The sequence below is a fragment of the Micromonospora tarensis genome (assembly GCF_016803395.1).
In the GTDB taxonomy this organism is placed as follows: domain Bacteria; phylum Actinomycetota; class Actinomycetes; order Mycobacteriales; family Micromonosporaceae; genus Micromonospora; species Micromonospora tarensis.
The window spans coordinates 21,921-47,132 of sequence record NZ_JAEVHL010000024.1 but is presented as its reverse complement, the minus strand read 5'-3'; the positions used below and the strand labels follow the sequence as shown (position 1 = coordinate 47,132).

Annotated in this window: 27 protein-coding genes and 2 pseudogenes; 11 read left to right on the top strand and 18 right to left on the bottom strand. The window is 70.1% G+C overall.

Annotated elements, in window-relative coordinates; all coding sequences use genetic code 11:
* Both JM949_RS08465 and JM949_RS08460 read right to left on the bottom strand, forming a co-directional pair.
* A pseudogene (locus JM949_RS08465) lies at window positions 1-237 on the bottom strand (hypothetical protein); the annotation flags it as partial.
* Complete coding sequence (locus JM949_RS08460) at window positions 234-743, bottom strand: SigE family RNA polymerase sigma factor (protein ID WP_203147877.1); 510 nt, start codon at window positions 741-743, stop codon at window positions 234-236. The gene JM949_RS08460 and the pseudogene JM949_RS08465, both read right to left, overlap by 4 nt.
* Before the next feature lie 139 nt (window positions 744-882).
* On the opposite strand from JM949_RS08460, the gene JM949_RS08455 reads away from it, so the two are divergent.
* Window positions 883-1,377, top strand: a complete 495-nt coding sequence (locus JM949_RS08455) for a hypothetical protein (RefSeq protein WP_203147876.1) — start codon at window positions 883-885, stop codon at window positions 1,375-1,377.
* A gap of 16 nt (window positions 1,378-1,393) precedes the next feature.
* Here JM949_RS08455 and JM949_RS08450 read toward each other — a convergent pair whose 3' ends face one another.
* Window positions 1,394-1,750 (bottom strand): hypothetical protein, encoded by a 357-nt coding sequence (locus JM949_RS08450; protein WP_203147875.1) that lies wholly within the window; start codon window positions 1,748-1,750, stop codon window positions 1,394-1,396.
* A gap of 83 nt (window positions 1,751-1,833) precedes the next feature.
* Between JM949_RS08450 and ychF the strand changes: the two genes are divergently transcribed.
* Window positions 1,834-2,919 carry a redox-regulated ATPase YchF gene (gene ychF, locus JM949_RS08445; RefSeq protein WP_203147874.1) on the top strand — a complete coding sequence of 362 codons (1,086 nt, stop codon included), beginning with the start codon at window positions 1,834-1,836 and terminating at the stop codon, window positions 2,917-2,919.
* Between the two features lie 64 nt (window positions 2,920-2,983).
* Here the strand turns inward: ychF and JM949_RS08440 are convergent.
* A pseudogene (locus JM949_RS08440) lies at window positions 2,984-3,546 on the bottom strand (DinB family protein).
* Window positions 3,547-3,562: 16 nt separating this feature from the next.
* On the opposite strand from JM949_RS08440, the gene JM949_RS08435 reads away from it, so the two are divergent.
* A complete protein-coding gene (locus tag JM949_RS08435) occupies window positions 3,563-4,183 on the top strand; it encodes a GrpB family protein (protein WP_238432796.1) in 621 nt (206 codons plus the stop codon).
* A gap of 219 nt (window positions 4,184-4,402) precedes the next feature.
* Here JM949_RS08435 and JM949_RS08430 read toward each other — a convergent pair whose 3' ends face one another.
* Entirely contained in the window at window positions 4,403-4,690 is a 288-nt protein-coding gene (locus JM949_RS08430; RefSeq protein ID WP_238432795.1) for a hypothetical protein, read from the bottom strand.
* Between the two features lie 40 nt (window positions 4,691-4,730).
* Here JM949_RS08430 and JM949_RS08425 point away from each other — a divergent pair, with 40 nt between their 5' ends.
* Window positions 4,731-5,501 carry a class I SAM-dependent methyltransferase gene (locus JM949_RS08425; protein WP_203147871.1) on the top strand — a complete coding sequence of 257 codons (771 nt, stop codon included), beginning with the start codon at window positions 4,731-4,733 and terminating at the stop codon, window positions 5,499-5,501.
* Between the two features lie 150 nt (window positions 5,502-5,651).
* Here the strand turns inward: JM949_RS08425 and JM949_RS08420 are convergent, their stop codons facing one another.
* On the bottom strand, window positions 5,652-7,307 hold the full coding sequence (locus JM949_RS08420) for a hypothetical protein (protein ID WP_203147870.1): 1,656 nt from the start codon (window positions 7,305-7,307) through the stop codon (window positions 5,652-5,654).
* A gap of 236 nt (window positions 7,308-7,543) precedes the next feature.
* Complete coding sequence (locus JM949_RS08415; protein ID WP_203147869.1) at window positions 7,544-7,918, bottom strand: VOC family protein; 375 nt, start codon at window positions 7,916-7,918, stop codon at window positions 7,544-7,546.
* 116 nt (window positions 7,919-8,034) lie between these two features.
* Here JM949_RS08415 and JM949_RS08410 point away from each other — a divergent pair, with 116 nt between their 5' ends.
* Together JM949_RS08410 and JM949_RS08405 are read left to right on the top strand one after the other, a co-directional pair.
* Window positions 8,035-8,493 (top strand): SRPBCC domain-containing protein, encoded by a 459-nt coding sequence (locus JM949_RS08410; protein WP_203147868.1) that lies wholly within the window; start codon window positions 8,035-8,037, stop codon window positions 8,491-8,493.
* Window positions 8,490-8,840, top strand: coding sequence for an ArsR/SmtB family transcription factor (locus JM949_RS08405; RefSeq protein ID WP_203147867.1), 351 nt, complete (start codon window positions 8,490-8,492; stop codon window positions 8,838-8,840). Before JM949_RS08410 ends, JM949_RS08405 begins: the two co-directional genes overlap by 4 nt.
* 54 nt (window positions 8,841-8,894) lie before the next feature.
* On the opposite strand, the gene JM949_RS08400 is transcribed toward JM949_RS08405, so the two are convergent.
* From JM949_RS08400 to JM949_RS08380, 5 genes are all read right to left on the bottom strand, one after another.
* Window positions 8,895-10,175: an MFS transporter gene (locus tag JM949_RS08400; RefSeq protein WP_203147866.1), complete on the bottom strand. Its 1,281-nt coding sequence runs from the start codon at window positions 10,173-10,175 to the stop codon at window positions 8,895-8,897.
* A gap of 186 nt (window positions 10,176-10,361) precedes the next feature.
* Window positions 10,362-11,093 carry a class I SAM-dependent methyltransferase gene (locus JM949_RS08395; RefSeq protein ID WP_203147865.1) on the bottom strand — a complete coding sequence of 244 codons (732 nt, stop codon included), beginning with the start codon at window positions 11,091-11,093 and terminating at the stop codon, window positions 10,362-10,364.
* A 223-nt stretch (window positions 11,094-11,316) separates the two neighbouring features.
* Window positions 11,317-11,679, bottom strand: a complete 363-nt coding sequence (locus JM949_RS08390; RefSeq protein ID WP_203147864.1) for a PH domain-containing protein — start codon at window positions 11,677-11,679, stop codon at window positions 11,317-11,319.
* A gap of 136 nt (window positions 11,680-11,815) precedes the next feature.
* Entirely contained in the window at window positions 11,816-12,127 is a 312-nt protein-coding gene (locus JM949_RS08385) for a hypothetical protein (protein ID WP_203147863.1), read from the bottom strand.
* Window positions 12,128-12,246: 119 nt separating this feature from the next.
* Entirely contained in the window at window positions 12,247-12,555 is a 309-nt protein-coding gene (locus JM949_RS08380) for a 4a-hydroxytetrahydrobiopterin dehydratase (RefSeq protein ID WP_203147862.1), read from the bottom strand.
* A gap of 183 nt (window positions 12,556-12,738) precedes the next feature.
* Here JM949_RS08380 and JM949_RS08375 point away from each other — a divergent pair, with 183 nt between their 5' ends.
* On the top strand, window positions 12,739-13,179 hold the full coding sequence (locus tag JM949_RS08375) for a (deoxy)nucleoside triphosphate pyrophosphohydrolase (protein WP_203147861.1): 441 nt from the start codon (window positions 12,739-12,741) through the stop codon (window positions 13,177-13,179).
* Between the two features lie 96 nt (window positions 13,180-13,275).
* On the opposite strand, the gene JM949_RS08370 is transcribed toward JM949_RS08375, so the two are convergent.
* The 6 genes from JM949_RS08370 to JM949_RS08345 form a co-directional block, all read right to left on the bottom strand.
* Window positions 13,276-14,337: a succinate dehydrogenase/fumarate reductase iron-sulfur subunit gene (locus JM949_RS08370; RefSeq protein WP_203147860.1), complete on the bottom strand. Its 1,062-nt coding sequence runs from the start codon at window positions 14,335-14,337 to the stop codon at window positions 13,276-13,278.
* Window positions 14,334-16,262: a fumarate reductase/succinate dehydrogenase flavoprotein subunit gene (locus JM949_RS08365; RefSeq protein ID WP_203147859.1), complete on the bottom strand. Its 1,929-nt coding sequence runs from the start codon at window positions 16,260-16,262 to the stop codon at window positions 14,334-14,336. Before JM949_RS08365 ends, JM949_RS08370 begins: the two co-directional genes overlap by 4 nt.
* Window positions 16,263-16,274: 12 nt before the next feature.
* On the bottom strand, window positions 16,275-17,081 hold the full coding sequence (locus JM949_RS08360; protein WP_203147858.1) for a hypothetical protein: 807 nt from the start codon (window positions 17,079-17,081) through the stop codon (window positions 16,275-16,277).
* A 255-nt stretch (window positions 17,082-17,336) separates the two neighbouring features.
* A complete protein-coding gene (locus tag JM949_RS08355) occupies window positions 17,337-18,743 on the bottom strand; it encodes a TldD/PmbA family protein (RefSeq protein WP_203147857.1) in 1,407 nt (468 codons plus the stop codon).
* Window positions 18,740-20,176: a TldD/PmbA family protein gene (locus JM949_RS08350; RefSeq protein ID WP_203147856.1), complete on the bottom strand. Its 1,437-nt coding sequence runs from the start codon at window positions 20,174-20,176 to the stop codon at window positions 18,740-18,742. The genes JM949_RS08355 and JM949_RS08350 overlap by 4 nt, the downstream gene beginning before the upstream one ends.
* A complete protein-coding gene (locus JM949_RS08345) occupies window positions 20,173-20,757 on the bottom strand; it encodes a Uma2 family endonuclease (protein WP_238432801.1) in 585 nt (194 codons plus the stop codon). Before JM949_RS08345 ends, JM949_RS08350 begins: the two co-directional genes overlap by 4 nt.
* A gap of 217 nt (window positions 20,758-20,974) precedes the next feature.
* On the opposite strand from JM949_RS08345, the gene JM949_RS08340 reads away from it, so the two are divergent.
* From JM949_RS08340 to JM949_RS08325, 4 genes are read left to right on the top strand one after another with little or no spacing between them, the layout of a single operon-like run.
* On the top strand, window positions 20,975-22,099 hold the full coding sequence (locus JM949_RS08340; RefSeq protein ID WP_407664715.1) for an ABC transporter ATP-binding protein: 1,125 nt from the start codon (window positions 20,975-20,977) through the stop codon (window positions 22,097-22,099).
* Window positions 22,096-23,187 carry an ABC transporter ATP-binding protein gene (locus JM949_RS08335; RefSeq protein ID WP_203147855.1) on the top strand — a complete coding sequence of 364 codons (1,092 nt, stop codon included), beginning with the start codon at window positions 22,096-22,098 and terminating at the stop codon, window positions 23,185-23,187. The genes JM949_RS08340 and JM949_RS08335 overlap by 4 nt, the downstream gene beginning before the upstream one ends.
* Window positions 23,184-24,191 carry an ABC transporter permease gene (locus JM949_RS08330; RefSeq protein ID WP_203147854.1) on the top strand — a complete coding sequence of 336 codons (1,008 nt, stop codon included), beginning with the start codon at window positions 23,184-23,186 and terminating at the stop codon, window positions 24,189-24,191. Before JM949_RS08335 ends, JM949_RS08330 begins: the two co-directional genes overlap by 4 nt.
* Window positions 24,192-24,201: 10 nt before the next feature.
* Window positions 24,202-25,188 (top strand): ABC transporter permease, encoded by a 987-nt coding sequence (locus JM949_RS08325; protein ID WP_203147853.1) that lies wholly within the window; start codon window positions 24,202-24,204, stop codon window positions 25,186-25,188.
* Window positions 25,189-25,212 lie beyond the last annotated feature (24 nt).

The following is a 25,212-nucleotide window of genomic DNA, read 5'->3' as shown; positions in this document are numbered from 1 at the left end:
CGGGGCGACCGGGCTGGGCGCGGCCGGCGGCAGCTCGTCCGAGCGGGTCGCGGCCAGGGCGAGCGGCGTGGCGATCAGGATCGCCGCGAGCGTGCTCACCGCCCCCACCGTCACCGTGGCTCGGCGTCGGTTGCGCACCCGCCGTTCCGCTCGGCTCAACTGGTCATGCACGATCGGTGCCTCCTCGGCCAGGTCGGTGAGGGTGGAGCGGATGAGGTGCTCGAAAGGTTCGGTCATCGCCGTACCTCCAGCATTTCGGCCTCCGGCAGCAGCGCCCGCAGCCGTCCCACCGCCCGGTGGGTACGGCTGCGTACCGTGCCCACCGAACAGCCCAGCAGCTCAGCCACCCGGGCTTCCGGTAGGTCCTCGTAGTAGCGCAGGACCACCACCGCCCGCTGCGCCGGGGGCAGGTGACGGAGCGCGGCGCGCATCGCCAACCGCAGGTCGGAGCCGCCGCTCGGGTCGGCGCGGACCGGTTCGTCCGCCGGGTTGAGCGGTGTCTCCCGCCACCGGCGAAACCGCCGCCACCAGCTGATCTGCTCGCGGTACATCACCACGCGGAGATACCCCTCGGGATCGGCGTGCCGGATGGTTCCCCACTTCGGGATGGTCCGCGCCAACGCCGACTGGAGCAGGTCCTCGGCGGCGTTGCGGTCCCCGGTCAGCAGGTACGCCACACGCATCAGCGCCGGAGTCCGGCTGCCGACGAACTCGGCCAGTCGGGCGCGCTCGTCCTCGTCCACCCACCACCCCCGTTTCGTTGTCACCCGTACAGACGCCCCAGGTCATCGTCGCTATCCACGATTCGGCGGGGTTTTTCGGCCCGGAAGTGTCGGTCGTGGCGGGTACGGTCCGGCCACCAACTGAAGAAGGGGTGCGGGGATGACGAGCGTGGCGGGTTGGGCGGCGGCGTCGACACCGGGTGCGTACCCGCCGTTGCCCCGCGCGGTGGCGCAGTCCTTCTACCGCCGGATGCGGGCCGTCGCGCCGGCCGCCGTGGGCGCCATCGAACGGGACCGGGCCAGCGACGCCCGGCGTCCCTTTCCCGACACCGCCTGCGGGCGGCTGGTCCGTTCGCTCGACGACGCGGCGCTGCGGGCGCTCGGCATGTGGACGCATCACCGGTGCATGCGCTTCTACGACGACGACACCAGCGTCGGCCGGCGGTTGATCCGAGAGATCGCCGCCCGGCCGAGCCTGGGCTGGACCGCCGACGAGGTGCGCTGGATGCTGCGCGAGTCGGCCGCCGCCGGTCCGGCCGCCGCCGACCGGTTCACCCTGCCCCACGCCGCCGCCACGCAGCTGCCGCCGGCCGACCGCCCGGCGCCGGGTCTGTGGCCCGAGGTCGAGCTGCCCCGCCAACGCCGCCCCGGGTAGGCGTGCCCGTTTCCGGTCAGACCCGGTCCTCGAACGCGGCGCACACGGTCGCCCGCGCCTGGGGCCCCTCGATCGCCCGCAGCAGCTCCCGGGCGAGACCGATCTGGTGTCTCTCGTCGATCGTGTCGTCCATCGGGGTCAGCTCCACCCGCCACCGGAAGTAGAGGTAGTCGTCCTCGTCCGTGGCGGCCAGCCGCCGGTCGGCGTCCTCGTTGGGGTTGATCTCCAACAGGTTGCCGCACACGTCCACCGAGTCGCGTCGGTAGGGCACCGCGTCGGGCAGCCGGCTGCGGATCAGGTCCAGCAGTTCCGCCGCCGTCAGCGGGCCGTCGACCATGATGAGGAACTGCAACGTCGTCCGCACGTCTGCCACCCTGCCACCCTGCCAGCCCCGGGGCCGCCCGAATCGGAGCCGCCTGGACCTGGCCGGTCGGCACCCGCGTAAGCTGGCTGGTCGTGAGTCTCTCCATCGGCATCGTCGGCCTGCCCAACGTCGGCAAGAGCACGCTGTTCAACGCGCTGACCAAGAACGACGTGCTGGCGGCGAACTACCCGTTCGCCACCATCGAGCCCAACGTCGGCGTGGTCGGGCTGCCCGACGAGCGGCTGGGCAAGCTGGCCGAGATCTTCTCCTCGCAGAAGGTGCTGCCGGCCCCGGTGTCGTTCGTCGACATCGCCGGCCTGGTTCGCGGCGCGTCGAAGGGGCAGGGCCGGGGCAACGCCTTCCTGGCGAACATCCGGGACGCGTCGGCGATCTGCCAGGTGGTCCGGGCCTTCTCCGACCCGAACGTGGTGCACGTCGACGGCAAGATCTCCCCGGCCGACGACATCGAGACGATCAACACCGAGCTGATCTTGGCCGACCTGCAGACCCTTGACAAGGCGCTGCCCCGGTTGGAGAAGGAGGCCAAGCTCCGCAAGGACCGGGCCGCCGCGGTCGCCGCCGCGAAGGCCGCGATCGAGGTGCTCGACGGCGGCACCACCCTCTACTCCGGGGCCGCCGCCGCCAAGATCGAGCTGGAGCACCTGCGCGAGCTGCACCTGCTCACCACCAAGCCCTTCCTGTACGTCTTCAACGTCGACGAGGCCGAGCTGGCGAACGAGGAGTTCCTCGACGAGCTGCGTGCCCTGGTCGCCCCCGCCGAGGCCGTCTTCATGGACGCCAAGATCGAATCTGAGCTGGTGGACCTGCCCGAGGAGGAGGCCCGCGAGCTGCTGGAGTCGATCGGCCAGAACGAGCCGGGCCTCAACCAGCTGGTCCGGGTCGGCTTCCGCACCCTCGGCCTGCAGACGTACCTCACCGCCGGCCCCAAGGAAGCGCGCGCCTGGACCGTCCCGATCGGCGCCAGCGCGCCGGAGGCCGCGGGTGTCATCCACAGCGACTTCCAGCGCGGCTTCATCAAGGCCGAGGTGGTCTCCTACCACGACCTGGTCGAGCACGGTTCGATGGCGGCGGCCAAGGCGGCGGGCAAGGTCCGCATCGAGGGCAAGGAGTACGTCATGCAGGACGGCGACGTCGTGGAGTTCCGCTTCAACGTCTGAATCCAGCCCGGTCCCGCAGGTCAGAACGTTGACGCCTGGCCCTGGGGCACAACCGGATGCCTCGTCACAGCTCGCGGCGCGGGACGGCTCCGTCCTGCCAGCGATAGAGGTCGCGTAGCAGGGAAATCTCGGCCCCGTGATGGATCAACTCCCTGTTGACGTGCAGGATCCTGTTCTCCAGGGGAAACCGCTCGGGACCCACCATGGGCGGATTCTCCAGGTCAGCGTCCGAGAGGTCGCGAACCCCCGCGTGCCATCTCCCATACATCTCATCGAGCTGTTTCAGCGCCTCGTCAGCGGTCCCCGCGTAGGCGAATGTCTCGGTGTCGACGTTCTGGCCGCCGAAGTACCAGCCAACCCGATAGCCCAGACACGAGACGATAATGTGCGCCAGCCGCCAGGCAATCGTGGTCACTGGCGCCGGCACCGGGCCGGGGAACACGTAGTCATCGTCCATTCCCCCGAACCCTCCGATATCGGCGCGGCCGACGTGCCCCGTGGGCGGATGGTCCAGCAGCCGCGCACCGGCTCCCAGAAGTACTCCTCGTCGGTAAGACCCTCCAGCCGTGGCCGCAGGTTCTTGCGCCAGCGATCCAAGACCCGTGTCGTATCCTGGCCGACTTCGATCCTTTTGGAGGTTGGATTGGCCGAGTACCCGCAGGAGGTTGTCCAGCGCTTCCACGCAACGCCTGAGCAGGTAGCTGCCGGCTTGGTAGGAGAGGCTCCGAAGAGCTGGCAGTCGATCACCATCGAGGATTACGACCCGGCCTGGGCTGCTCGATACGCCGCTGCCAGGTGCTCGCTCACGGAGGCTTTGGGCGACCTGATCCTCACCACCGAACATGTGGGATCCACGTCGGTGCCGGGCCTCGCCGCCAAGCCCATCATCGACATCGACCTCCTGCTTGAGGACACGGCGGACGAGTCCCGCTACATCCCCGCCCTTGAGGGGATCGGGTACCGACTCGTTCTCCGCGAGCCGTGGTGGCACGGGCATCGGATGCTGGTTGGCCCGGCGGAAGACATCAATCTCCACGTCTGGCCACGGGGCGCGCCCGAACCGATCAGGCACAGGCTTTTCCGCGACTGGCTGCGCTCGCATCCGGACGACCGGGAGCTTTACGCCGCGACCAAGCGGAGCCTCGCGCGGGACACGGTCCACCGAGCCGGTGACTACAGCCTGGCGAAGAACGAGTTCATCGACCGGATCCTCGCAGGCACTTTCGCGGAAGCCAGCGAACGGTCCCTACCCGGCTCGGATTGACGGCTACCCAGAATGACTCGGCTCAGCCGTCCGCCCCGGGCGGCTGATCGCTCACTGCTGGCCGGTCTGCTCGCCGGGGTCGGGGGTCCGTTCAGCGGCGGCTCGGCTTGCGCTTCGTTCCGCCTCTGGCGTTCAGGAACTGTCGGCGGCGCTGTTCTCGTTGTTGCCGCTGCCAGCCACGTTGTCGACGGTCGCGTCGTCGTCCGAGGAAGCGGCCGGTCACGGCGGCCAGCATCGTGCCGGACAGGACCAGACCCGCCGCCCCGATGACGCCCCTCCCACCTGGTAGCGCAGATGCATCGTGTTGCTGATGCGTCTCTTGTGCACCGTCTCGTGGATGACCGCCTCGACCGGCACACCCTCAGCCCGCAGCCGGTCCTCCCAGGCGCCGTTGTCGTTGAAGGTCTTGACGGGCAGCCACATCATGACCATCCCGGCCACCACGCCGAGCAGGTAGGCGGGGTAGCGCAAGCGCCACCAGCTCCGCACGATCGTCACGGTGGTCATGGTCCCAGTCGATGTCCAGCGGCCGGGATAGGTTGACCGCATGACGGAACAGATGCTCCGATCGTCGTTCGGTGCCGCGGCTGCCGCCTACGCCGAGCATCGCCCGGACTACGCGCAGGCCGCGGTGTGCTGGGCGCTTGACGTCGCGCCCGGCTCACGGGTGCTCGACCTCGGCGCCGGCACCGGCAAGCTGTCCGCATCACTTCGCGCGGCGGGCCTGGACGTCGTCGCGGTCGAGCCCGACCCGGCGATGCTCACCGAGCTGCGCCGTGCACTGCCGGCCGTCCCTGCCTTGACGGGTAGCGCCGAGGCCATCCCCTTGCCGGACGCGTCAGTCGACGCCGTGCTGGCCGGCAACGCCCTGCACTGGTTCGACATGGCCGTCGCGGGGCCGGAGATCGCCCGGGTCCTCGCACCCGGAGGCGTCCTGGCCGGGCTGTGGAACGTCCTGGACGACCGGATCGACTGGGTTGCCGAACTCGAGCGGGTCAGCGGGAGCGCGGCCATCGGCCCGCGTGACACGTTGGGCCGCTGGCGCACGGCGACGGCGGACCTCCTCGCCCCGAGCGCCGGTCTGGTCGCCGGTTTCGGGTCGCCGGAGCAGGCCGAGTTTCCGCACGCGCAGCGCCGTACCGCCGACTCTCTCGTCGCGACACTGGCGACCCGGGCGGGGATGCTTGTCATGCCGGATCCGGACCGGGAGGCAGTGCTCGGCCGGATTCGCGCCTTCCTCGGGAGCAGGTCGGAAACCGCCGAGGGTGAGTTCGCCCTGCCGATGCTGACCGGCGTGCTGCGCGCTCGGCGGCAGTGACGGCCGTTCGCGCTACACCTGCGGGCTCAGGTGCCGGTCGCCAGCGGGACGGTGGGCCCGTTGCCGTCACCGAGCACTGTGGAGAGCGCATCGGTGCGCTCTCCACAGTGCCGTCCTCGCCGGGCCGTCGGCGCTACCGAGTCGGGTGGCTCAGCTGCCCGCGCCCCGGACCGTGACATCCCGGCTCGTGTAGGCGTACGCGTAGGTGGCGTCCCCATCGAAGCGGACGTGGTACGTGTACTGACCGCCCACCGGGGGCGTGTCGGTGATGGTGAACGAGCCGTCGGCGGCCATCGGCACCAGCGGCAGGTCGGCCCCGACGGAGCCGTTCTTGTTGGTGTAGACCCGGTACACCACGATCTTCCCGGAGGCCGGCGTGGGGACGTTGCCGGCGGTGCTCATCTGACCGGTGAGCCTCAGCGGCTTGGCGGTGTTTGCCGTCGTGGGTCCGGTGACGACCAGCGAGGTGGGATGCTGGGCCACGTTGACCGTGGTCGTGGTCTGTGACCAGCGGAAGGCGGGGCTACCGTCCCAGACGGCGGTGTACCTGACGCTGCCGCTGACGGGTGGGTTGTCGGTGACGACGAAGGTGCCGTCCGCGGCGGTGGTGACGCCGGGCAGGGTCGCGGTGGTGCCGTCGGGCAGCGTACGGGTGATCTCGATCGGCTGCGCGCCGGGAGCGGAACCGTCCGGGACGGCGAGCTGGCCCGTCATGGTCAACGGGTCCAACGCGGTCGCGGTGGTGGTGGCCGACAGGCTCAGCGTGGACGTCGGCAACAAGGCGCCCTCCACCCGCCACAGGTAGTAGCGGTTGTACGGCCAGTCACTGAGCAGGGCGTAGAGGTCGTTGCCCAGCACGGAGAGGCTGCCGCTGACCAGATCACCCTTGTAGGTCATCTGGCTCTGGAGGGTCTTCGACCCCGTGGCGGCGTCGTACACCTCCGCGTAGGGACCGTAGCCCGAGCCGTACAGGGCGGTGGCGACGTGCGCGCCATCCGGGCTGAGCGCGATCGCGCCCGCCGAGCCCGGGGCGTCTGCCCTCGATCCGTAGCTCCGAACCTTCGTCAGGGTCGTGGTGTCCCAGACGTCGAAGCCGGCGGTGGCGAACGCCGAGATGGCTCGGGTGCCGTCCGGCGTGATGGTGAGGTCCCTCAGGCTGAACAGGTCGTTGTCCGCGCCGTCGATGACGCCCCGCAGCGTGGCCGGGACCGTGCTGACGTCGTACACCCGAGGGCTCGCGGGGGTGATGCCCGCCTCGGCGGTGAAGACCGTGGTGCCGGCGCCGGCGACCAGGGGAGCGCCGTACATCCGCGTGGCGACCTGGACGGGCGTGGGCGACGGCACTGACAGGTCGAGGCCGAGGACTCCGCCGACGAAGTCGTTCTTGATGCCGTAGCCGACCCAGAGCTGGTCACCGTCGAGAGACAGGTTCGCCGGGGACGGATAGTCGGCCAGGCTGATCCGTCGGACGACGGCCAGGGTGGCCGCATTGATCTCGGCGATCTCGTTCGAGCCGGAGAGTGCGGCGTAGACCCGGTTGCCGTCCGGCGTGACGGCGAGGCCGGTCGGGTTGGCCAGGCCGGTGATGCTGCCGGTGAACGTGCCGCTGCTGTCGGCCACGACGATGCGGTCGTTCGCCGAGATGAAGACCCGACCGCCGGCCGCAACAGTGTCGACGACGCCGGTGACGCCTTGGATCAGGGTGACGCTGTCCCTGGCAGCGGCGGGTGCGGTGGTGGCGACGAGGCCGACTGCCGCGGCCGTCGTTGATGCCAGGATTGAGCCGATCACTGTGCGGAATCGCACGTGCGGTCCCCTTTCGGTGGTAACCCCGTGAAGCCCGCTGTCGCCGGCAGGGCCGGTGCGGGCCCGCGACAAGATCGTCGCGTCATGGGATTAGGCGGCAGTCCGGCGAACGGCGTTACACACTGGACCCGATTCCGGGAGCGCCTCCCTCGCGCTCGTCCGGCGGTACGGAGATGGCCTCGGACCCGGGCTCCGGGTGCACGGCCACCAACAGGGTGTGCACGGGTCCGCGTCCCCTACCGCTCGGCCCAGACGCCCAGCTCGTTGCCGCTGGGGTCGGTGAAGTGGAACCGGCGGCCACCGGGGAACTCGTACGGCCCGTTCACCACCTGCCCGCCGGCCTCCTGCACGGCCTGGACGGAGCGGTCGAGGTCGGCCGAGTAGAGCAGCACCAGCGGACCGCCTGCCCGGACGGCCTGATCCTCGCGGAGACCGCCGACCTCGGGCGCGGCGTCGCCGTGCGGGCTGCGAATGCCGGCGTACGCGGGCCCGTAGTCGTTGAACTCCCAGCCGAACGCGTCGGCGTAGAAGCGCTTGGCCTCGGCGAGGTTGGTCACCGTGAACTCGACGTAGTCGATGGCGTGGTGCCGTTGTGGCGATGGCTCAGACATGCACGGCATTGTGCGCCCCGGGTACGACGCGAACCGCAACATGCAACTAAAGGTTGCGCGAGGGCGCGGACTGTCATAGGTTCAATGCAACCAAAGGTTGCGAAAGGTTGTGGGTCATGGAACAGGGAATGATCGAACGCGACATCCACGTCGACGCGTCCCCCGAGGTCGTCTTCGAGGTGGTCAGTCAGCCCGAGCACATGCGGGAGTGGTGGCCCGACGACGCGCGGTTCGAGTCGGTCGCGGGCGCGCCCGGCGAACTCGTGTGGCGCAATGCCGACACCGGCGAGACGACGACCGTCGCGCTCGCCGTCGTCGAGGTCGACCGGCCGAAGCGATTCTCCTTCCGGTGGTGCTTCACCGAGCCGGACCGCAGTGGACCGGCCCTGCTCGTCACCTTCGACCTGATCCCCGACGGCACGGGGACGCAGATCAGGATGACCGAGACTGGGTTCCGCGAGATGGGCTGGGAGATCGCCGTCCTGGAGGCGCAGTACCAGGACCACGAGAACGGGTGGGACCTCTACCTGCCCAGGTTGGGCGCGTACGTCACGCGGCTGGTCTCCACCCCGTGAGTACGGCGATCGACGACGAGCTGTGGTCGGCGATCGGTGACCCCACCCGTCGTACGATGATCGATCTTCTGCTCTCCGACGGACCGGGCACCGCGACGTCGCTGAGCAGGCGGCTACCCGTCACCCGCCAGGCTGTCTCGAAGCACCTGGCCGTCCTGGACCGGGTCGGGCTGATCCACGCCGAGTCGGCCGGTCGGGAGCGTCATTACCAGGTCGACGAGGCGCAGCTCGCCCGCGCCGTCGCGCAGTTGTCGGCGGTGGGCTCCACCTGGGACGCCCGACTCCGTCGGATCAAGCGGATCGCCGAGGCGATCGAGCGCACCCGCACCAACAACGAAGGAGAATGACAATGGTCAACGTCCTGGCGGGGCATGGCCGGCCGGCGCCGGACGACGTCAGCATCAGCGACTGGCACTGATCTCGGTGGCGGCCGGATCGCCGGGGGTTCGCGCGCTCCGACGAGAGATCGCGGACCCCCCGGCGATCAGGCCGAGGGCCACGATCGCCACGGCGCAGAGCAGCAGCGCCGGTCGGGGGCCGACGGCACCCACCAGCGGCCCACCCAGCATGGTGCCCAGTGGCACCGCCAGCACGAGGATGGCACCGTTCGCGGCGAGCACCGCGGGCAGCTGGGCTGTCGACGTGCTGCGCTGGAACAGCGCCATCGACGTGGACATGTACGGTGCCCAGATCAGGCCCGCCAGGGCGAACGCCGGCAACGACACGCCGACGGGTGCGCCCAGGCCGAGCGGCAGCATGGCGACGCCGAACGCGACGACGATGCCGATGGTGGTGGCTCGCAGTGGCCAGTGGCGAAGGTAACCGGCGACCAGACCTCCGGCGAGGCCGCCGATGCCGAACGCTGTGTAGTAGGCGCCGAGCAGCGTCGCGGACGCGTGCAGGTCGTCGGTGATGTGGATCGGCATCGCCACGTACACCGGTCCGAAGAGGAAGAAGAACCCGAGGCTCAGCGTCAGCAGGCCCAGCAGGGCGGGGTTCTGGCGGATGACCGCGAAGCCGGCCGTTCGCGAAGCGTCCCGCTCGGACCCTGCGGGTCCGCCGTCGGCGGGAAGGGCGAGACGGTACGTGAGGGCCAGCGCGGCGAAGGTGGCGGCGTCGATGGCGATCACCCACACCGGCCCCGACCAGCTGATCAGGATGCCCGCCAGTGGCGGGCCGACGATGGTGGCGAACCCTCCGATGGTGCTGAGTACGGCGTTGGCCGGCAGATGGTGTCGCTGCGGCAGCAGCTCGGCGATCACTGTGAACCGGCCGGCGGAACCCCACGAGTGCAGCAGCGCCGACGCGGCCAGCAGGACCACGTACAGCCCAATGGTGAGCACGCCGGCGAGGTACGCGAGGGGGATCGCGGCGAGGGCGGAGGCCCGCAGGATCGCGTCCCACCCGGCGAGCTGCGCGCCGCCGCGCCCGCGCAGCAACCGGCTGAAGACGACAGTCCCGGCCGCGCTGGGCAGGGTGTACGCCGCCATGGCCAGCGCGATCCAGGTGCCGCGCTGACTGTGCGGGGCGAGTTGGATGGCGAGCCACGTCACCGCGACCACCGCCATGCCGTCACCCAACGCGGACACGGCGAGCCCGGGCAGGACGCGCCGGAGCTGAGGGTGACTGACCACCGGCCAGTACGGCGAGGAGCGTGGAAAGCGGGCGGCGTCGGTTGGCATGCTGCCAGCTCACCCGGCGCGATCCTCGTTGACCAGAGCGGGCTGCTACCAGCAGAATCCGCTCACGGCGCAACGTGGCCGGATCTCACCTCAGGCGCACGGAGATCGACTCCGGTTCCTTGAAATCGGGGGGTAAGGGGACCTCGACACCGCGGGATCCCGGGAACCGGAGTCGATCAACCGCCGCTACTCCGCCCGGTAGACGGAGATGTGCGCCGGGCTGTCGGCCTGGAACGGACGCCGGTGCCAGTCGGCGTACCGCTCGGTGAGCCGGAGCCCGGCCTGCTGCGCCATTTCGTCGATCTGGTGCGGCCAGGCGTATCGCATGGCGAACGGCTTCAGGTGCACACCGGCACCGTCGAAGGTGATGGTCTGCCGGATGAACCGCTGCGCCGGCCGGTCGTACTTGTGCAGTCGGATCGTCGCGGAGTCCTCGGTCACCTCACGTACCTGCACCCGCTCGTCCGCGTCGAAGCTGCGCGGGTCCGGCACGAACGTCTCGATGACGAACGCGCCGCCCGGCGACAGCACCCGGGCGACGTTGCGGAAGCAGTCCGCCTGCCGGTCGGCGTCGACCAGGTTGAACAGCGTGTTGAAGACCAGGTACGCGAGCCGGAACTCACCGGACACCGGTACGTCCGCCATGTCGGCAATGGCCACCGGGATCCGCTCACCGCCGGGCTTGGCCCGCAGGTGCGCGACCATCTCCTCGGACGCCTCGACGCCGTGCACGGCGAGGCCGCGTTCGGCCAGCGGCAGCGCGACCCGGCCGGTGCCGATCGCCAGTTCCAGCACCGGACCGCCGTCGGCCAGGTCGGCCAGGAAGTCCACCGCCGGCATCGGGTCCGGGTTGCCCGGGCCGTCGTAGTCGGCGGCCCACAGTCGGCCGAAGAGGCCGGGATCGTCGAAGACCGACATCAGCGGCCTCCGGGGTTGGGGTCAGTGGCGCCCAGCAGCGCCAGGGGAACGGTAGTGCTCACGAAGTCTCGATTCCTCAGGTCGGATGACGGTGGGTTCGGGGGACCTCGTTGTGTTGGGCATGGTGGCTGCTCCCTTCGCGCGGCTGTCGATCGAGGACACCAGAGACGCCACGGGCCCGGCAAGGCAATTACGCCGGCCGGGCCCGCAGCGGGATGTGCGGTCAGGAGATGTGGTGCAGGATCACGTTGTGCACGTGGTGGCTCTTCTGCGCACCACGGAACTCCACCTCGTAGGTGTGCGTGCCGACGTGGATGGCGATGGCGCCGGTGGAGAAGAACGAACCACCCCAGGACTTGTTGCTGACCACGCTCACGCTGGTGATCTTCGAGTACGGGATGCTGGTGATCGCGAACCGCTTCCCGACGAAGGAGCGGTCCTGGATGATCACGCGGCGGTCGGTCAACCCGATGAAACCGGTGCCGGTGCCGACGGCGTCGTAGACGGCGATGATCTGCTCGCCGTCGAGGAGGCCGCTCTCGATCTGCTGGACCTGCTCTTTGCGGTCGTACGCGATGTTCGCCATGCGTCCCAGGCTAGGAAACCGGTGCCAACCTCCCGGGGCGGACGAGGACTACGCAGTCGCGTACCCGGGAGTCTGCTCCCACGCGTGAGCCCCGCGGTTCCGTCCGAGGACGAAAGCGCGGGGCTCACAAGGGTGGTCAGTGGTCGCTACGCGGGTCGTGGTCGGCGCTGCGGCTGCCAGCCTTGGCCAGACCCCGGCTCACCAGGTAGCCGATGGTGAGCAGGGTGATGAACCACCAGGCCTTGTCGGCGGCGAAGTAGTCGCCCCCGTCGTTCGCGGCACCGTCGCCCACGGCGTTCGATGCGATCAGCACACCGATGACCGCGAGCACGTAGATCACAAGCTCGCTGGTCTTCCAGGACGGCTTGGTCTCGGCACCGCGATGGTGGACGCGGCGGACGTCGTGCTCGACGTGGTCGTTGGCGCGGTTCTGGGTGGGGGTGGTCATGTCGGCTCCTGAAAGGCGCAATCTGGGGTTTCATCCGGTGCGAGAGCCTTGTCTGCTCTCGCACCAAACTCCTACCCCTGCGCCTTTCAGCGAAACCTCAATGTTTTCTCGGTCGCCGCTCAGGACTCGGTCACCGCCCGGTAGGCGTCCTCGATGCGAGCGGCCAACAGGACCTCGCCCTCGGTCAGCGGCTCGCCGTTGCCGTGCCCGACCCGGATCTGGGTGCTGTCGGACCGGCGGCTGATCTCGGGTCGCAGATGCAGCGCATCCGCGACGACCTTGACCCGTTCAGTTAGTGCGGCGTGTTGGGTATCGTCGATCACGAGCGTCCGTCGGATCTGCTCGCCCTCGCGTGTCCAACCAGATAGCAAGGTCAACGCGTCGGCAAGGTAGTCGTGCTTGGCCCTGCTGTTGAACAGCACGCGCATCACCGCACCCCCCAAGCGCCGTTGCCGGCTTGTGGCCAAATCGTCGCCATCCCGTGTCTTGTCGGTGTCTCCTAGTCTCTCGCTGCCCGGAGGGGGTGTCCACGCCCACACTTCCGTGTCTTGTTGGCCTAGCGGACGGCTACGGTACCCAAACCGCCGATTGATCTGGCACCCTGGACGGCCGTGCAGACCGAACGGGCGAATGGCGGCCGGCAGGCCGAACGACGGGACCTGAAGGTGATCGTCGGCGCGGCGATCATCCGGGATGGGCGGGTGCTCGCCTGTGCGCGTTCCGCGCCGCCCGAGGTGGCGGGCATGTGGGAGTTTCCGGGCGGAAAGGTCGAGCCGGGGGAGGCCGAGACCGACGCGTTGATCCGCGAGTGCGCCGAGGAGCTGGCGGTACGCGTCGAGATCGGCGAGCGGGTCGGCCGCAACGTCCGGATGGCGCACGGCCGTTCGGTGCTCAAGGTGTACGCCGCTCGCCTGCTCGGCGACGACCAGCCACAGGCGCTGGAGCACGAGGCGCTCCGCTGGCTCACCGTGGACGAGTTGGACTCGGTCACCTGGCTCCCCGCCGACGCCCCCATCGTGGCGGCCCTCCGCCCCCTGCTCAAAACCCCCTAACCAACCCCCCCACCCCTACCCGCACCCGGACCGCCGGCCTGGGAATGGGGCGGGGGGCCGTGGCTGCTGCCACGGCCCCCGCTGTTGTTCGGGTGGTTAGTGCTTGTCCTGCTCCGGGTGCGCGAAGTTGAGGTGCTCCGGAGGCAGCGGGAAGGTCACGTCGTCGCCGAACGGCGACGGCGCGGCGGCCCGGTCGAAGGTGAGCTCGGTCAGCGGCAGCCTGCCCCGGTCGTCGACCGCCGGAGCGGTCGGGTGGGGCACCTCCCGGTCCCAGTTGACGCCGCGCTGCGCCTGCGCCTCAGCCCGCGGATCGTGCGAGCCACCCGAGTGCGAGTGCAGCCCACCCCGGGCGGAGCCCGACGTCGCCGTGCCCGGACGGGCGGTGGTCACGCTGGTCTGGGGCGTCTCGCCCCGACGGAAGATCTTGCTACCTAGCCACACAAGGGGATCGTACCTGCGGTCGACGACCCGTTCCTTCATGGGGATGATCCCGTTGTCAGTGATCTTGATGTGCTCGGGGCAGACCTCGGTGCAGCACTTGGTGATGTTGCAGAAACCGAGGCCCTGTTCCGCCTGCGCGTACTCCTTGCGGTCGGTCTTGGTGTCCAGCGGGTGCATGTCCAGCTCGGCGGCCCGGATGAAGTACCGGGGGCCGGAGAAGGCCTGCTTGTTCTCCTCGTGGTCGCGGACCACGTGGCAGACCGTCTGACACAGGAAGCACTCGATGCACTTGCGGAACTCCTGCGAGCGCTCGACGTCGACCTGCTGCATCCGGTAGTCACCCGGAGCCACGTCCGCCGGAGGCGCGAACGCCGGGGTCTCCCGCGCCTTCACGTAGTTGAACGAGACGTCGGTGACCAGGTCTCGGATGACCGGGAAGGTGCGCAGCGGGGTGACCGTGACGGTCTCGTCGTCGCCGAAGGTCGACATCCGCGTCATGCAACCCAGCCGCGGCTTGCCGTTGATCTCCATGGAGCAGGAGCCGCACTTGCCGGCCTTGCAGTTCCACCGGCAGGCCAGGTCGGGCGCGTCGGTGGCCTGGAGGCGGTGGATAACGTCGAGAACGACCTCGCCCTCGTTCACCTCCACCATGTAGTCCTGCAGATCACCGCCGGTCTCGTCACCCCGCCAGATCCGGAACTGACGCTTCGCGCTCATCGGTTGTCCGCCTCTCCAGCGTCGGCGACGAGGGCGTCGAAGTCGGCGAGCTCCTCGTCGGTGAGGTACTTGGCCAGCTCGGCCCGGTCGAAGAGGCCGATCAGCTCCGGCCGCATCTTCGGCAGCGGCTTGCGGGTCAGCTGCACGGTGTCCCCGTCCAGCGAGCAGACCAGGTTGACCTGCCGCCACTTCGGCTCCATCGCCGGGTAGTCCTCCCGGGTGTGCCCGCCGCGCGACTCCTGCCGCTCCAGCGCCGCCTTCGCGGTGCACTCCGAGACCACCAGCATGTTGCGCAGGTCCAGAGCCAGGTGCCAGCCCGGGTTGTAGCGCCGGCCGCCGGCCGCGCTCACCTTGGCCACCCGCTCACGCAGCTCGGCGAGCCGGACCAGCGCGTCGGCCAGCTCACCCTCCCTGCGGATGATGCCCACCAGGTCACCCATGACCGCCTGGAGGTCCTGCTGAAGGGTGTACGGGCTCTCGCCGGTGTCCCGCTGGAGCGGCGCGAGCGCGGTTTCCACCGCGGCCTCGACGGCGTTCACGGCGACCCTCGGCCGGGCGTCCAGCCCGTCGGCGTAACTGGCCGCGTGCCCACCGGCCCGCTTGCCGAAGACCAGCAGGTCGGACAGGGAGTTGCCACCCAGCCGGTTGGAGCCGTGCATGCCACCGGAGACCTCACCGGCGGCGAACAGCCCGCGTACGTGGCCGAAGGCAGCGCCCGAGTCCGGGTCCACCTCGACGCCACCCATCACGTAGTGGCAGGTCGGCCCGACCTCCATCGGCTCGGCCGTGATGTCGACGTCGGCCAGCTCCTTGAACTGGTGGTACATCGACGGCAGCCGGCGGCGGATCTCGTCGGAGGAACGCCGGCTCGCGATGTCCAGGAAGACACCACCGGCGGGGGAGCCCCGACCGGCCTTGACCTCGCTGTTGATCGCTCGGGCCACCTCGTCGCGGGGCAGCAGCTCCGGTGGACGGCGGTTGTTGTCCGGGTCGGTGTACCAGCGGTCCGCCTCCTCCTCGGTCTCCGCGTACTGCTTGCGGAAGACGTCGGGGACGTAGTCGAACATGAACCGCTTGCCGTCGGAGTTCTTCAGGACGCCACCGTCACCGCGTACCGACTCGGTGACCAGGATGCCCTTCACCGACGGCGGCCAGACCATGCCGGTCGGGTGGAACTGGAGGAACTCCATGTTGATCAGCGTCGCCCCGGCGCGCAGCGCCAGCGCGTGCCCGTCCCCGGTGTACTCCCAGGAGTTCGAGGTGACCTTGTAGGAGCGCCCGACGCCGCCGGTGGCCAGCACCACCGCCGGCGCCTCGAAGAGGATGAACTCGCCCGACTCGCGGTAGTAGCCGAACGCGCCGGCGATCCGGTCACCGTCGAGCATGAGCTCGGTGATGGTCGTCTCGGAGAAGACCCGGATCCGGGCGTCGTACGAGCCGAACTCCCGCTGGTCCTCCTGCTGGAGCGAGACGATCTTCTGCTGCAGGGTGCGGATCAGCTCCAGACCCGTCCGGTCACCCACGTGCGCCAGGCGCGGGTACTCGTGGCCGCCGAAGTTGCGCTGCGAGATCTTGCCGTCCTTGGTGCGGTCGAAGAGCGCCCCGTACGTCTCCAGCTCCCAGATCCGCTGCGGCGACTCCTTCGCGTGCAGCTCGGCCATCCGGAAGTTGTTGAGGAACTTGCCGCCGCGCATGGTGTCGCGGAAGTGCACCTGCCAGTTGTCCCGGCTGTTCACGTTCCCCATCGCGGCGGCCGCGCCACCCTCGGCCATCACCGTGTGCGCCTTGCCGAACAGCGACTTGGAGATGATCGCGGTCTTCTTGCCAGCCAGTCGGGCCTCGATCGCCGCGCGCAGGCCGGCGCCGCCGGCCCCGATGACGACGACGTCGTAGTGGTGTCGTGCGATGCGAGTGGTAGTGGTCATGTCAGGGGCCCTTTAGTTGATGAACCGCAGGTCGGAGAACCACCCGGCCGCGAGTGCCATGACGTAGAAGTCGGTGAGCGCCAGGGTGCCGAGGGTGATCCAGGCGAGCTGCATGTGCCGGACGTTCAGCCAGGAGACGCCGGTCCAGGCCCGGTATCGCACCGGATGCTTGGAGAAGTGCTTGAGCCGGCCGCCGATGATGTGCCGGCAGGAGTGGCAGGAGATGGTGTACGCCCAGAGCATCACCACGTTGAGCAGCAGGATGATGTTGCCCAGCCCGAAGCCGAAGCCCTTCGGCGAGTGGAAGGCGAGGATCGCGTCCCACGTGTTGATCAGCGAGATGATCGCGGCGGCGTAGAAGAAGTAGCGGTGCAGGTTCTGGCCGAGCAGCGGGAAACGGGTCTCACCGCTGTACTCCTTGTGCCCGTCCGGGACCGCGCAGGCCGGCGGCGACAGCCAGAACGACCGGTAGTACGCCTTGCGGTAGTAGTAGCAGGTGAGCCGGAACAGCAGCAGGAACGGCAGGGTCAGCGCGGCGTCCGGGATGATCCACCAACCCGGCAGGAACCGACCGAAGTGCGAGGCGCCCTCGACGCACCGCTCGGTCACGCACGGGGAGTAGAACGGCGTCAGGTAGTGGAAGTCCTCGACCCAGTACCACTTGTGCATGAAGACCCGGACCGTCGCGTACGCGACCCAGGCGCTGAGCCCGACCACGGTGATCAGCGGGGCGAACCACCATCGGTCGGTACGCAACGTCTTCGCCGCGATGGCGGCGCGTGCCCGCGCTCCCCGCGGCCTCGTTGCCGTTGAAGTCATTCGAGTCGTCTCCTCGACGGGCCCGTAGGGGCCGGCTGGTCTCTCTCCGGTCGGCACACGGACCGGCGAAACCCGCACCCGCTGCCACGTCATGCGCACACCAACGGCCACGCCGGATCGACCGACGCAGCTAAGTGACACACGTTACGCCGATCTCTGCGGGCCGTCCGCGCAAGGGAGTGTCCCGTGTGTCCGGCCGGCGGGAAAGCCCTGGCGCGCCGATCGATGCACGTTGTTAAGAACGTCACTGCCCGGTCAGCCGGAGGCACCCCCGGTGAAGTGCCACGACGCCAGTCGCAGCGACGGCGCCGCCCACCACGTACCGTCCACCCGATCCGGTTGGCGCACCGTCCGCGCGCCCAGCCCGAGCACGGCCCCCGGCCCGAGCGCCCGCGGGTACGACTCGGTGAACCGCAGGTCGCGGACCGCCCGGACCACCGTGCCGTCCTCGATCAGCCACACGCCGTTGCGGGTCAACCCGGTGACGACCAGGCTCTTCGGGTCGAGCACCCGGGTGTACCAGAGGTCGGTGACCAGCAGCCCGCGGCGAACCCCGGCGACCAGGGCGGCGGTGTCCGTGTCGACCACCGCGCCCGCCGCCGTGCCGGTGGTGCTCCGGCCCGTCGCGCTGGGCGGCCCCGCCGGCGCGCCGGACAGCCGCAGGTTGCGCGCCATCGGGCCCCAGGTGGTGCCACCCGCAACCGCGTGCCCGGTGGACTCCGCGCCCGCCTCGGCGGCGGTCCGTCGGTCGTGTGCCACCGCGCGGGTGGTGCCCGCCTCGACCAGGGTCAGCGCCCCTCGGGCGGTGCCCTCCGCGTCGAACGGCAGCCCCGACGTGCCCAGCGGATCGTCCACCAGGGTCACCGCCCGGTCGAACTGGGCCGCTCCCGGCTCGGCGAAGGACTGCCGCTCGGCGTACCGCTTGCCGTTGAAGCCGTACCAGGACAGGTTCTGCAGGAGGTCCGCCACGGCGGCCGGTTCGAACACCACCTCGTAGTGCCCCGGCGGCAGCTCGACCGGGTCAGCCGCGGCCTGCGCCTTCGCCGCCGCCTGCGCGCCCAGCTCGGCGCCGTCGAGGTCGGACAGCCGGGCGGCGTAGCGCCGGGCCACCCCGTCCGCGCCGTCGCGGCGGGCGATGCCGTCCATCGCCGCCTCCGCCGAGCGGCCGTACCCGGTGTGCCCGGCCGAGTTCGCGAACGCCGACGAGCGGTGTGCGGTGCGGCAGTAGCCAGCGGTGCTGAGACCCCCGGCGGCGGCCACGAACGTCCGGACCCGGTCGGCCCGCTGGTCCGGCTCGGCGTGCGCGGTGGCCTCGTCGACAGGTGGCGCGTCCGGCGTCGGCGTGGGCGGGGTCAGCCCTGGCCAACCCGGGTCGGGCGGGCAGAGCCGCGCTGCGGCCACTGTGCGCTCCACCAGGGAGGTCAGCCCCTCGGCGGTGACCACGCTGCCGCTGCCGGCGGCCGTCCGGCCGTCGATGTGCAGCCGCAGCCGGACCTCGGCGGTCGACTCGGAGACGTTCTGGTGGATGGCCGAGTTGGCGAACCGGGTGAGCGCCAGGTCCGCCCGGGTCACCACCGCCTCGGCCTGCGCGGCCGGCCCACCGAGACGGCGAACCAGCTCGACGACCTGCCCCGCCAGCTCCAGCTCACTCCTCGCGCTCACGCCGACACCCCCACCCGGACGTTGCGGAACCGGGCCGGCGCCGCCGGGTGGCCGGTGTGCCCGATCTGGCCGGGTTGGCCCTTGCCGCAGTTGGGTGTCCCCCAGGGAACCGTCTCGCTGGAGAGCATGTCCATCGAGCGCCAGAACAGTGGGCCGATCCCGGTGTACGTGGGGTTGCGCAACATCCGTCCGCGCCGCCCCTTCTTGATCTCCCAGCCGATCTCGCAGCCGAACTGGAAGTTGAGCCGCTTGTCGTCGATCGACCAGGACCGGTTGATATCCATCAGCACGCCGTCGTCGGTGGCCGCGATGATCTCGTCCAGGGTGTGCGGGCCGGGTTCCAGGCCGACGTTTGTCATCCGCACCATCGGCAGCCGGGCCCACCCGTCGGCTCGTACGCTGCCGCCGTAGTCGAGGTTGGCCATCGCCGCCGAGTCCCGACCGGCGAGCACCCCCACCCAACGACCGTCGCGGACCGCGTCCCGCTTGACCGCCGGTGAGCCCTCGTCGTCGAAGCCGAAGCTGCCCAACGCACCCGGGATCGTCGGGTCGATGGTGATGTTCATCAGCTCGGAGCCGTAGCGCAGCGCGCCGAGCTGGGCCAGGTCCAGCCAGGACGTGCCGGCGAACGCGGCCTCCCAGCCGAGGATCCGGTCCAGCTCGATGGCGTGCCCGACCGACTCGTGGATCTGTAGGGCCAACTGCTCGCCGCCGAGGATCAGGTCCGTCTCACCGGCCGGGCAGAGCGGAGCGGTGAGCAGCGCCCGGGACTCCTCGGCGATCTGCGCGGCGTGCGCGGTCAGGTCGAGCGACTCGACCAGTTCCCACCCGGTGGTGCCGTACTGCCCCCGGTAGCTGGGCCAGGAGCGGCGCTGCGTCTCACCGTCGCCGATCGAGGTGGCCGAGATGCCAGCGCCGCACTCGCGGATCCGCTGGTCGATGCGGTGGCCCTCGCTGGAGACGAACCACTTCGCGGTGTCCCAGATCTGGTACAGGCCCTCGGCCAGGTCCGCGCCGTGCTCGGCCATCGTGCGGGTCGCGGCGACGAGGAGGTCGCCCTTGTCCGACAGCGGCACCCCGAGCGGGTCGAGCTGGCAACCGGAGGCCCAGCTCGCGGTGACCGGCTCGGTCGCGACCAGGTCGACCGGGGGGCCGGGCACCCGCGCGCTCGCCATCGCCGTCCGCGTCGCGCGCCGGCCGGCCTCGCGGGCGGCGGCGTCCGACAGATCGGGTACGGCGTGAAAGCCCCAACTCGCCCCGACCAGCGCCCGGACGCCCAGCCCGATGCTCTCGTCCTGGGTCAACTCCTCCACGTCACCGTTGCGTGCCGTCATCGACTCGTAGCGGCGGTGCATCACCCGCGCGTCGGCGTACCGCGCGCCGGCGTCGAGGGCGGCCTGGACGGCGGCGGTGGCCGCGTCGAACTCGGTCATGCGACCGACAGTAGGCCAGCCGACCGACACCCGTCAGGGGACGAGATCCTCCGGCCGGATCGTGGCCCGGACCGCTCGGTCAGTTCCAGAACCTCGCCGCGCTTCGTAGTTGCCCGCTCCACGTAGTGGCCGCCCTGCCGCTGGTAGAGGCGCATGGCGCCCGTCCCCTGCTCCACCAGCAGATACCACTCAATGCCGGCTGCGGCGTAGTAGTGCATCTTGAGGACTTTGTCGGTGGACGCGTTGCTTGGCGAGATGATCTCGCAGACCAGTCGCACGTCAGTTGACTCGATGTTGGGCTCGTCGAGATCGATCGCGTTGGTGACCACGAGATCGGGAATCGGTATTCGACCTGGCCGGAGCCGGACGTTCACCGTCTCCAGCAGCTCAAGATTGGCCGCCTCCGCGGCGGCTTCCAGGATGTTGCCGAGCTTGCGGGAGATTCGTTGGTGCCGTGGGGTGGGGGCTGGGGTCACGTGAAGGCTCCCGTCGAAGAGTTCGACGCGTTGCTGCGTCTCGCCGAGGGCGAGGTACTCCTCTTCGGTCCACGGGCCTTCGTGATTGAACACCGACGCGGTCATCGTCACCTCCACCTCGTGCCAGGGCACATCTTCTGCTGGTCGCGGGTCCAATGATCGCACCTGAGTGCGTTCAAGGCCATGAATGGGCGAGGTGACGGGGGTGCGGGGCCGATGCGGACTCGTTACGCTCGGGCCCGCTGACACGTGCCGGCTTTGTAGCTTATTTTCACCCTCGGGACTTTGTTGTAAGTTCTCTTCGTCGCTGAGGGAGGTGGCCGTGGACAGCTCGCAAGCGGTGCCGTCCGGTGCGCCGGACGACCGACCCGCCGTGCCGGCACAACGCTCCGACCAGGACGCCTACCTGCGGGTGCGGGACCTCCGGGTCCGGTTCGACACCTCCGACGGGGTGGTACGCGCGGTCGACGGGGTGTCGTTCGCCGTCGAGCGGGGCCGCACCCTCGGCATCGTCGGTGAGTCCGGCTCCGGCAAGAGCGTCACCTCGCTGGCCATCCTCGGCCTGCACGACCCCAGAAGGACCACCATCACCGGGGAGATCTCGGTCGAGGGTCAGCAGCTGGTCGGCCTCCCCGACGAGGAGGTGCGCCGGCTGCGCGGCCGGAACATGGCGATGATCTTCCAGGATCCACTGTCGGCGCTGCACCCCTACTACACGGTGGGCCGGCAGATCGCCGAGGCGTACCGGGTGCACCACCCGAAGGCCAACCGGCGCGAAGCCCGCCAGCGGGCGGTGGACATGCTGGACCGGGTGGGCATCCCGCAGCCGGCCCGCCGCTTCGACCAGTACCCGCACGAGTTCTCCGGCGGCATGCGTCAGCGGGCGATGATCGCGATGTCCCTGGTCAACGACCCGGCACTGCTGATCGCCGACGAGCCGACCACCGCGCTGGACGTCACCGTGCAGGCGCAGATCCTGGACCTGCTCGCCGACCTCCAGGCCGAGTTCCACTCCGCGATCATCCTGATCACCCACGACCTCGGGGTGGTCGGCCAGGTCGCCGACGACGTGCTGGTCATGTACGGCGGGCGCGCGGTCGAGCGGGGCAGCGTCGAGCAGGTGCTCCGTTCGCCGCAACACCCGTACACCTGGGGGTTGCTCTCCAGCGTGCCGTCGCTGCACGGCGACGCGGACGCGGACCTGCTGCCCATCCCGGGCAACCCGCCCAGCCTGATCAACCTGCCGTCCGGCTGCGCCTTCCACCCGCGCTGCCGGTACGCGGACCGGGTCGGCAGCCGGTCCCGCAGCGAGGTGCCCGAGCTGCGCCCGGCCGGCGTGGATGGCGACGCCGGCGCGGACGGCCACCTGGTCGCCTGTCACCTGAGCGTCGAGGAGCGCACCGCGTTCTACACCGAGGACGTCGCATCCGTGGGGGTGGCCCGATGACCGACGAACCACTGCTGCGGGTACGCGGGCTGACCAAGCACTTCCCGGTACGTCAGGGACTGCGCGCCAGCGGTCTGGTGCGGGCGGTGGACGGGCTCGACTTCGACGTGCGTCCGGGCGAGACGCTCGGCCTGGTGGGGGAGTCGGGCTGCGGCAAGACCACCACCGGCCGGATGCTGGTGCGACTGCTGGAGCCGACCAGCGGCAGCATCGAGTTCGCGGGCCGGGACATCACCCACGCCGGCCGCCGGGAGCTGCGCCCGCTGCGCCAGGAACTCCAGATCATCTTCCAGGACCCGTACGCCTCGTTGAACCCCCGGCACACCGTCGGCCGGATCGTGGCGATGCCGTTGCAGGTCAACGGGATCAAGCCGCCGGGTGGCATCAAGGCCCGGGTGCAGGAGTTGCTGGAGCTGGTCGGGTTGAACCCGGAGCACTACAACCGGTACCCGCACGAGTTCTCCGGCGGGCAGCGCCAGCGCATCGGCATCGCCCGGGCGCTGGCCCTGCGGCCCAGGCTGATCGTCGCGGACGAGCCGGTGAGCGCGTTGGACGTGTCGATCCAGGCCCAGGTCGTCAACCTGCTGCGCGACCTGCAACGGGAGCTCGGCCTGGCCTTCGTGTTCATCGCGCACGACCTGGCCGTGGTCCGGCACTTCTGCCAGCGGGTCGCGGTGATGTACCTGGGTCGGATCGTGGAGATCGGCGACCGGGCGGACATCTACGAGCGCCCGCAACACCCGTACACCCGGGCGCTGCTCTCGGCGATCCCGGACGTCACCCAGCTCGGCCCGGCCGGCCGGATCCGGCTGACCGGTGACGTGCCCACCCCGCTCGACCCACCCTCGGGCTGCCGGTTCCGCACTCGCTGCTGGAAGGCGCAGGACATCTGCGCCACCGAGCAGCCCGCGCTGGTCCCCCGCGACGGCGGCAACCAGGCCGCCGCGTGCCACTTCCCCGAAGGGGAAGCGGCCAGCTCAGGTCCCGAAGGGGAAGCGGCCAGCCCAGGTCCCGAAGGGGAAGCGGCCGGCACGAGTCCGGAGTCGGCGGAGTCGGCGGCCCCGATCGTCGAGGAGGTGCGGCCGTGAGTCTGTCGCCGGTGGAGGGTGTGGCGCTGGCCGAGATCGAGTCCGGCGCGGACGGGGACGGTCCGGCGGCCAAGGGCGTCGTCGGCCGCTCACCCGGGCAGCTCGCCTGGCTGCGGCTGCGCCGTGACCGGACGGCAGTGGTCAGCGGCGTACTCCTGGTGTTCTTCATGGTGTTGGGGTTGTCCGCCCCGCTGATCGAGATGGCCTACGGGGTCGGGCCGCGGGAGCAGTTCCAGAATCTGCTGGACGGCAACGGCATGCCGCTGGGGTACGCCGGCGGCGTCACCGGTGACCACTGGTTCGGGCTGGAGCCGGGGCTGGGCCGGGACATCTTCGTCCGGCTGATCTACGGGTTGCGCACCTCGCTGTTCATCGCCCTCGCCGCCGCGCTGATCACCGCGACGATCGGCGTCGCGCTCGGCACGCTCGCCGGCTACCTGGGTGGCTGGCTCGACGCGGTGATCAACTGGATCACCGACCTGACCCTGGCGATGCCCTTCCTGATCATCGCGCTGGCGCTCACCCCCGCCATCACGCTGCGCTTCTACGGCGAGCGGGGGCAGGTGTCGTCCGCCTTCGGGGTGGGTGTGCTGATCGCCGTCTTCGCCATCTTCGGCTGGACCGGCACCGCGCGGCTGGTCCGCGGGCAGGTCATCGCGCTGCGCGAGCGGGAGTTCGTGGAGGCGGCCAAGGCCAGCGGCGCCGGGTTGGGACACATGCTCTTCCGGCAGTTGCTGCCGAACATCTGGGCGCCGATCCTGGTGTCGTTCTCGCTGGCGGTGCCGCAGTTCATCACCAGCGAGGCGGCGCTCTCGTTCATCGGCGTCGGGCTCAGTGACGAGACGCCGAGCTTCGGCCGGATGATCTACGACAGTCTGGACTACCTCCAGACCGACCCGGCGTACGTGTTCTTCCCGGGCATCACGATCTTCGCGCTGGTGTTCGCCTTCAACCTCTTCGGCGACGCGTTGCGGGACGCGCTCGACCCGAAGTCGTCCCGGTAGGGGGTACCCCATGGCGCGGTTTCTGCTCAAGCGACTCTTCTCGGCGACGCTGACCCTGTTCGCGGTGAGTGTGTTGACCTTCCTGATGTTCTTCGCCCTGCCGCGCGACCCGGTGAGCAGCATCTGCTCCAAGAACTGCAACCCGGAGCGGTTGGAGCGGGTCCGCGACGACCTGGGCCTGAACGACCCGCTGATCAGCCAGTACGCCGGCTACATGAAGGGCATCGTGACCGGCCGGGACCTGGGCAGCGCCCAGGGTGGCCGGTGCGACGCGCCCTGCCTGGGCTGGTCGTACGTCACCAACGAGGCCGTCTCGGACACCATCGCCCGGGTGCTGCCGGTGACGCTGAGCATCGTGATCCCGGCGGCGATCCTCTGGTTGCTGCTCGGCGTGGGGCTCGGCATGATCTCCGCGCTGCGTCGGGGCACCTGGCTGGACCGGGCCGCCATCGGCTTCTCGCTGACCGGCGCGTCGTTGCAGCTCTACTTCGTGGGCGCGGTGCTGCTGATGGTCTTCGTCTACAACCTGCGGCTGCTGCCGGTGCCCAGCTACACGTCCCTGTTCGAGAACCCGGCGAAGTGGGCCAGCGGGTTGGTGCTCGCCTGGGTGGCGTTGGCCTTCCTCTTCTCGGCCATCTACGCGCGGCTGTCCCGCGCGCAGATGTTGGAGACGCTGTCGGAGGACTTCGTCCGGACCGCGCGGGCCAAGGGCCTGGCCAAACCCACCGTGTACGGGCGGCACGCGCTGCGCGCGGCGATCACCCCGGTGGTCACCATCGCCGGGCTGGACGTCGGTGGGGCGCTCGGTGGCACGGTGATCACCGAGACGACGTTCGGCATCCAGGGGTTGGGGCGTACGGCGGTGGACGCGGTGCGCTCGGGTGACCTTCCCACCATCATGGCCACCGTGCTGATCGCCGCGGTCTTCGTGGTGCTGGCGAACGTGCTGGTGGACCTGCTCTACGCCGCCATCGATCCGCGGGTCCGGCTGCGCTGAACAGGGGCGGTGTCCAGGGCCCGG

What these genes read in the sequence shown, in the direction of transcription:
- JM949_RS08390 (WP_203147864.1), bottom strand. Translation starts at nt 11,679, where the DNA reads ATGGCGAACATCGCGTACGACCGCAAAGAGCAGGTCCAGCAGATCGAG.
- JM949_RS08345 (WP_238432801.1), bottom strand. Translation starts at nt 20,757, where the DNA reads ATGACCGCGTCGGTGTTCAATCACGAAGGCCCGTGGACCGAAGAGGAG.
- JM949_RS08335 (WP_203147855.1), top strand. Translation starts at nt 22,096, where the DNA reads ATGACCGACGAACCACTGCTGCGGGTACGCGGGCTGACCAAGCACTTC.
- JM949_RS08455 (WP_203147876.1), top strand. Translation starts at nt 883, where the DNA reads ATGACGAGCGTGGCGGGTTGGGCGGCGGCGTCGACACCGGGTGCGTAC.
- JM949_RS08400 (WP_203147866.1), bottom strand. Translation starts at nt 10,175, where the DNA reads ATGCCAACCGACGCCGCCCGCTTTCCACGCTCCTCGCCGTACTGGCCG.
- JM949_RS08350 (WP_203147856.1), bottom strand. Translation starts at nt 20,176, where the DNA reads ATGACCGAGTTCGACGCGGCCACCGCCGCCGTCCAGGCCGCCCTCGAC.
- JM949_RS08360 (WP_203147858.1), bottom strand. Translation starts at nt 17,081, where the DNA reads ATGACTTCAACGGCAACGAGGCCGCGGGGAGCGCGGGCACGCGCCGCC.
- JM949_RS08430 (WP_238432795.1), bottom strand. Translation starts at nt 4,690, where the DNA reads ATGACCACCGTGACGATCGTGCGGAGCTGGTGGCGCTTGCGCTACCCC.
- JM949_RS08415 (WP_203147869.1), bottom strand. Translation starts at nt 7,918, where the DNA reads ATGTCTGAGCCATCGCCACAACGGCACCACGCCATCGACTACGTCGAG.
- JM949_RS08385 (WP_203147863.1), bottom strand. Translation starts at nt 12,127, where the DNA reads ATGACCACCCCCACCCAGAACCGCGCCAACGACCACGTCGAGCACGAC.
- JM949_RS08410 (WP_203147868.1), top strand. Translation starts at nt 8,035, where the DNA reads ATGGAACAGGGAATGATCGAACGCGACATCCACGTCGACGCGTCCCCC.
- JM949_RS08325 (WP_203147853.1), top strand. Translation starts at nt 24,202, where the DNA reads ATGGCGCGGTTTCTGCTCAAGCGACTCTTCTCGGCGACGCTGACCCTG.
- JM949_RS08380 (WP_203147862.1), bottom strand. Translation starts at nt 12,555, where the DNA reads ATGCGCGTGCTGTTCAACAGCAGGGCCAAGCACGACTACCTTGCCGAC.
- JM949_RS08370 (WP_203147860.1), bottom strand. Translation starts at nt 14,337, where the DNA reads ATGAGCGCGAAGCGTCAGTTCCGGATCTGGCGGGGTGACGAGACCGGC.
- JM949_RS08425 (WP_203147871.1), top strand. Translation starts at nt 4,731, where the DNA reads ATGACGGAACAGATGCTCCGATCGTCGTTCGGTGCCGCGGCTGCCGCC.
- JM949_RS08365 (WP_203147859.1), bottom strand. Translation starts at nt 16,262, where the DNA reads ATGACCACTACCACTCGCATCGCACGACACCACTACGACGTCGTCGTC.
- JM949_RS08395 (WP_203147865.1), bottom strand. Translation starts at nt 11,093, where the DNA reads ATGTCGGTCTTCGACGATCCCGGCCTCTTCGGCCGACTGTGGGCCGCC.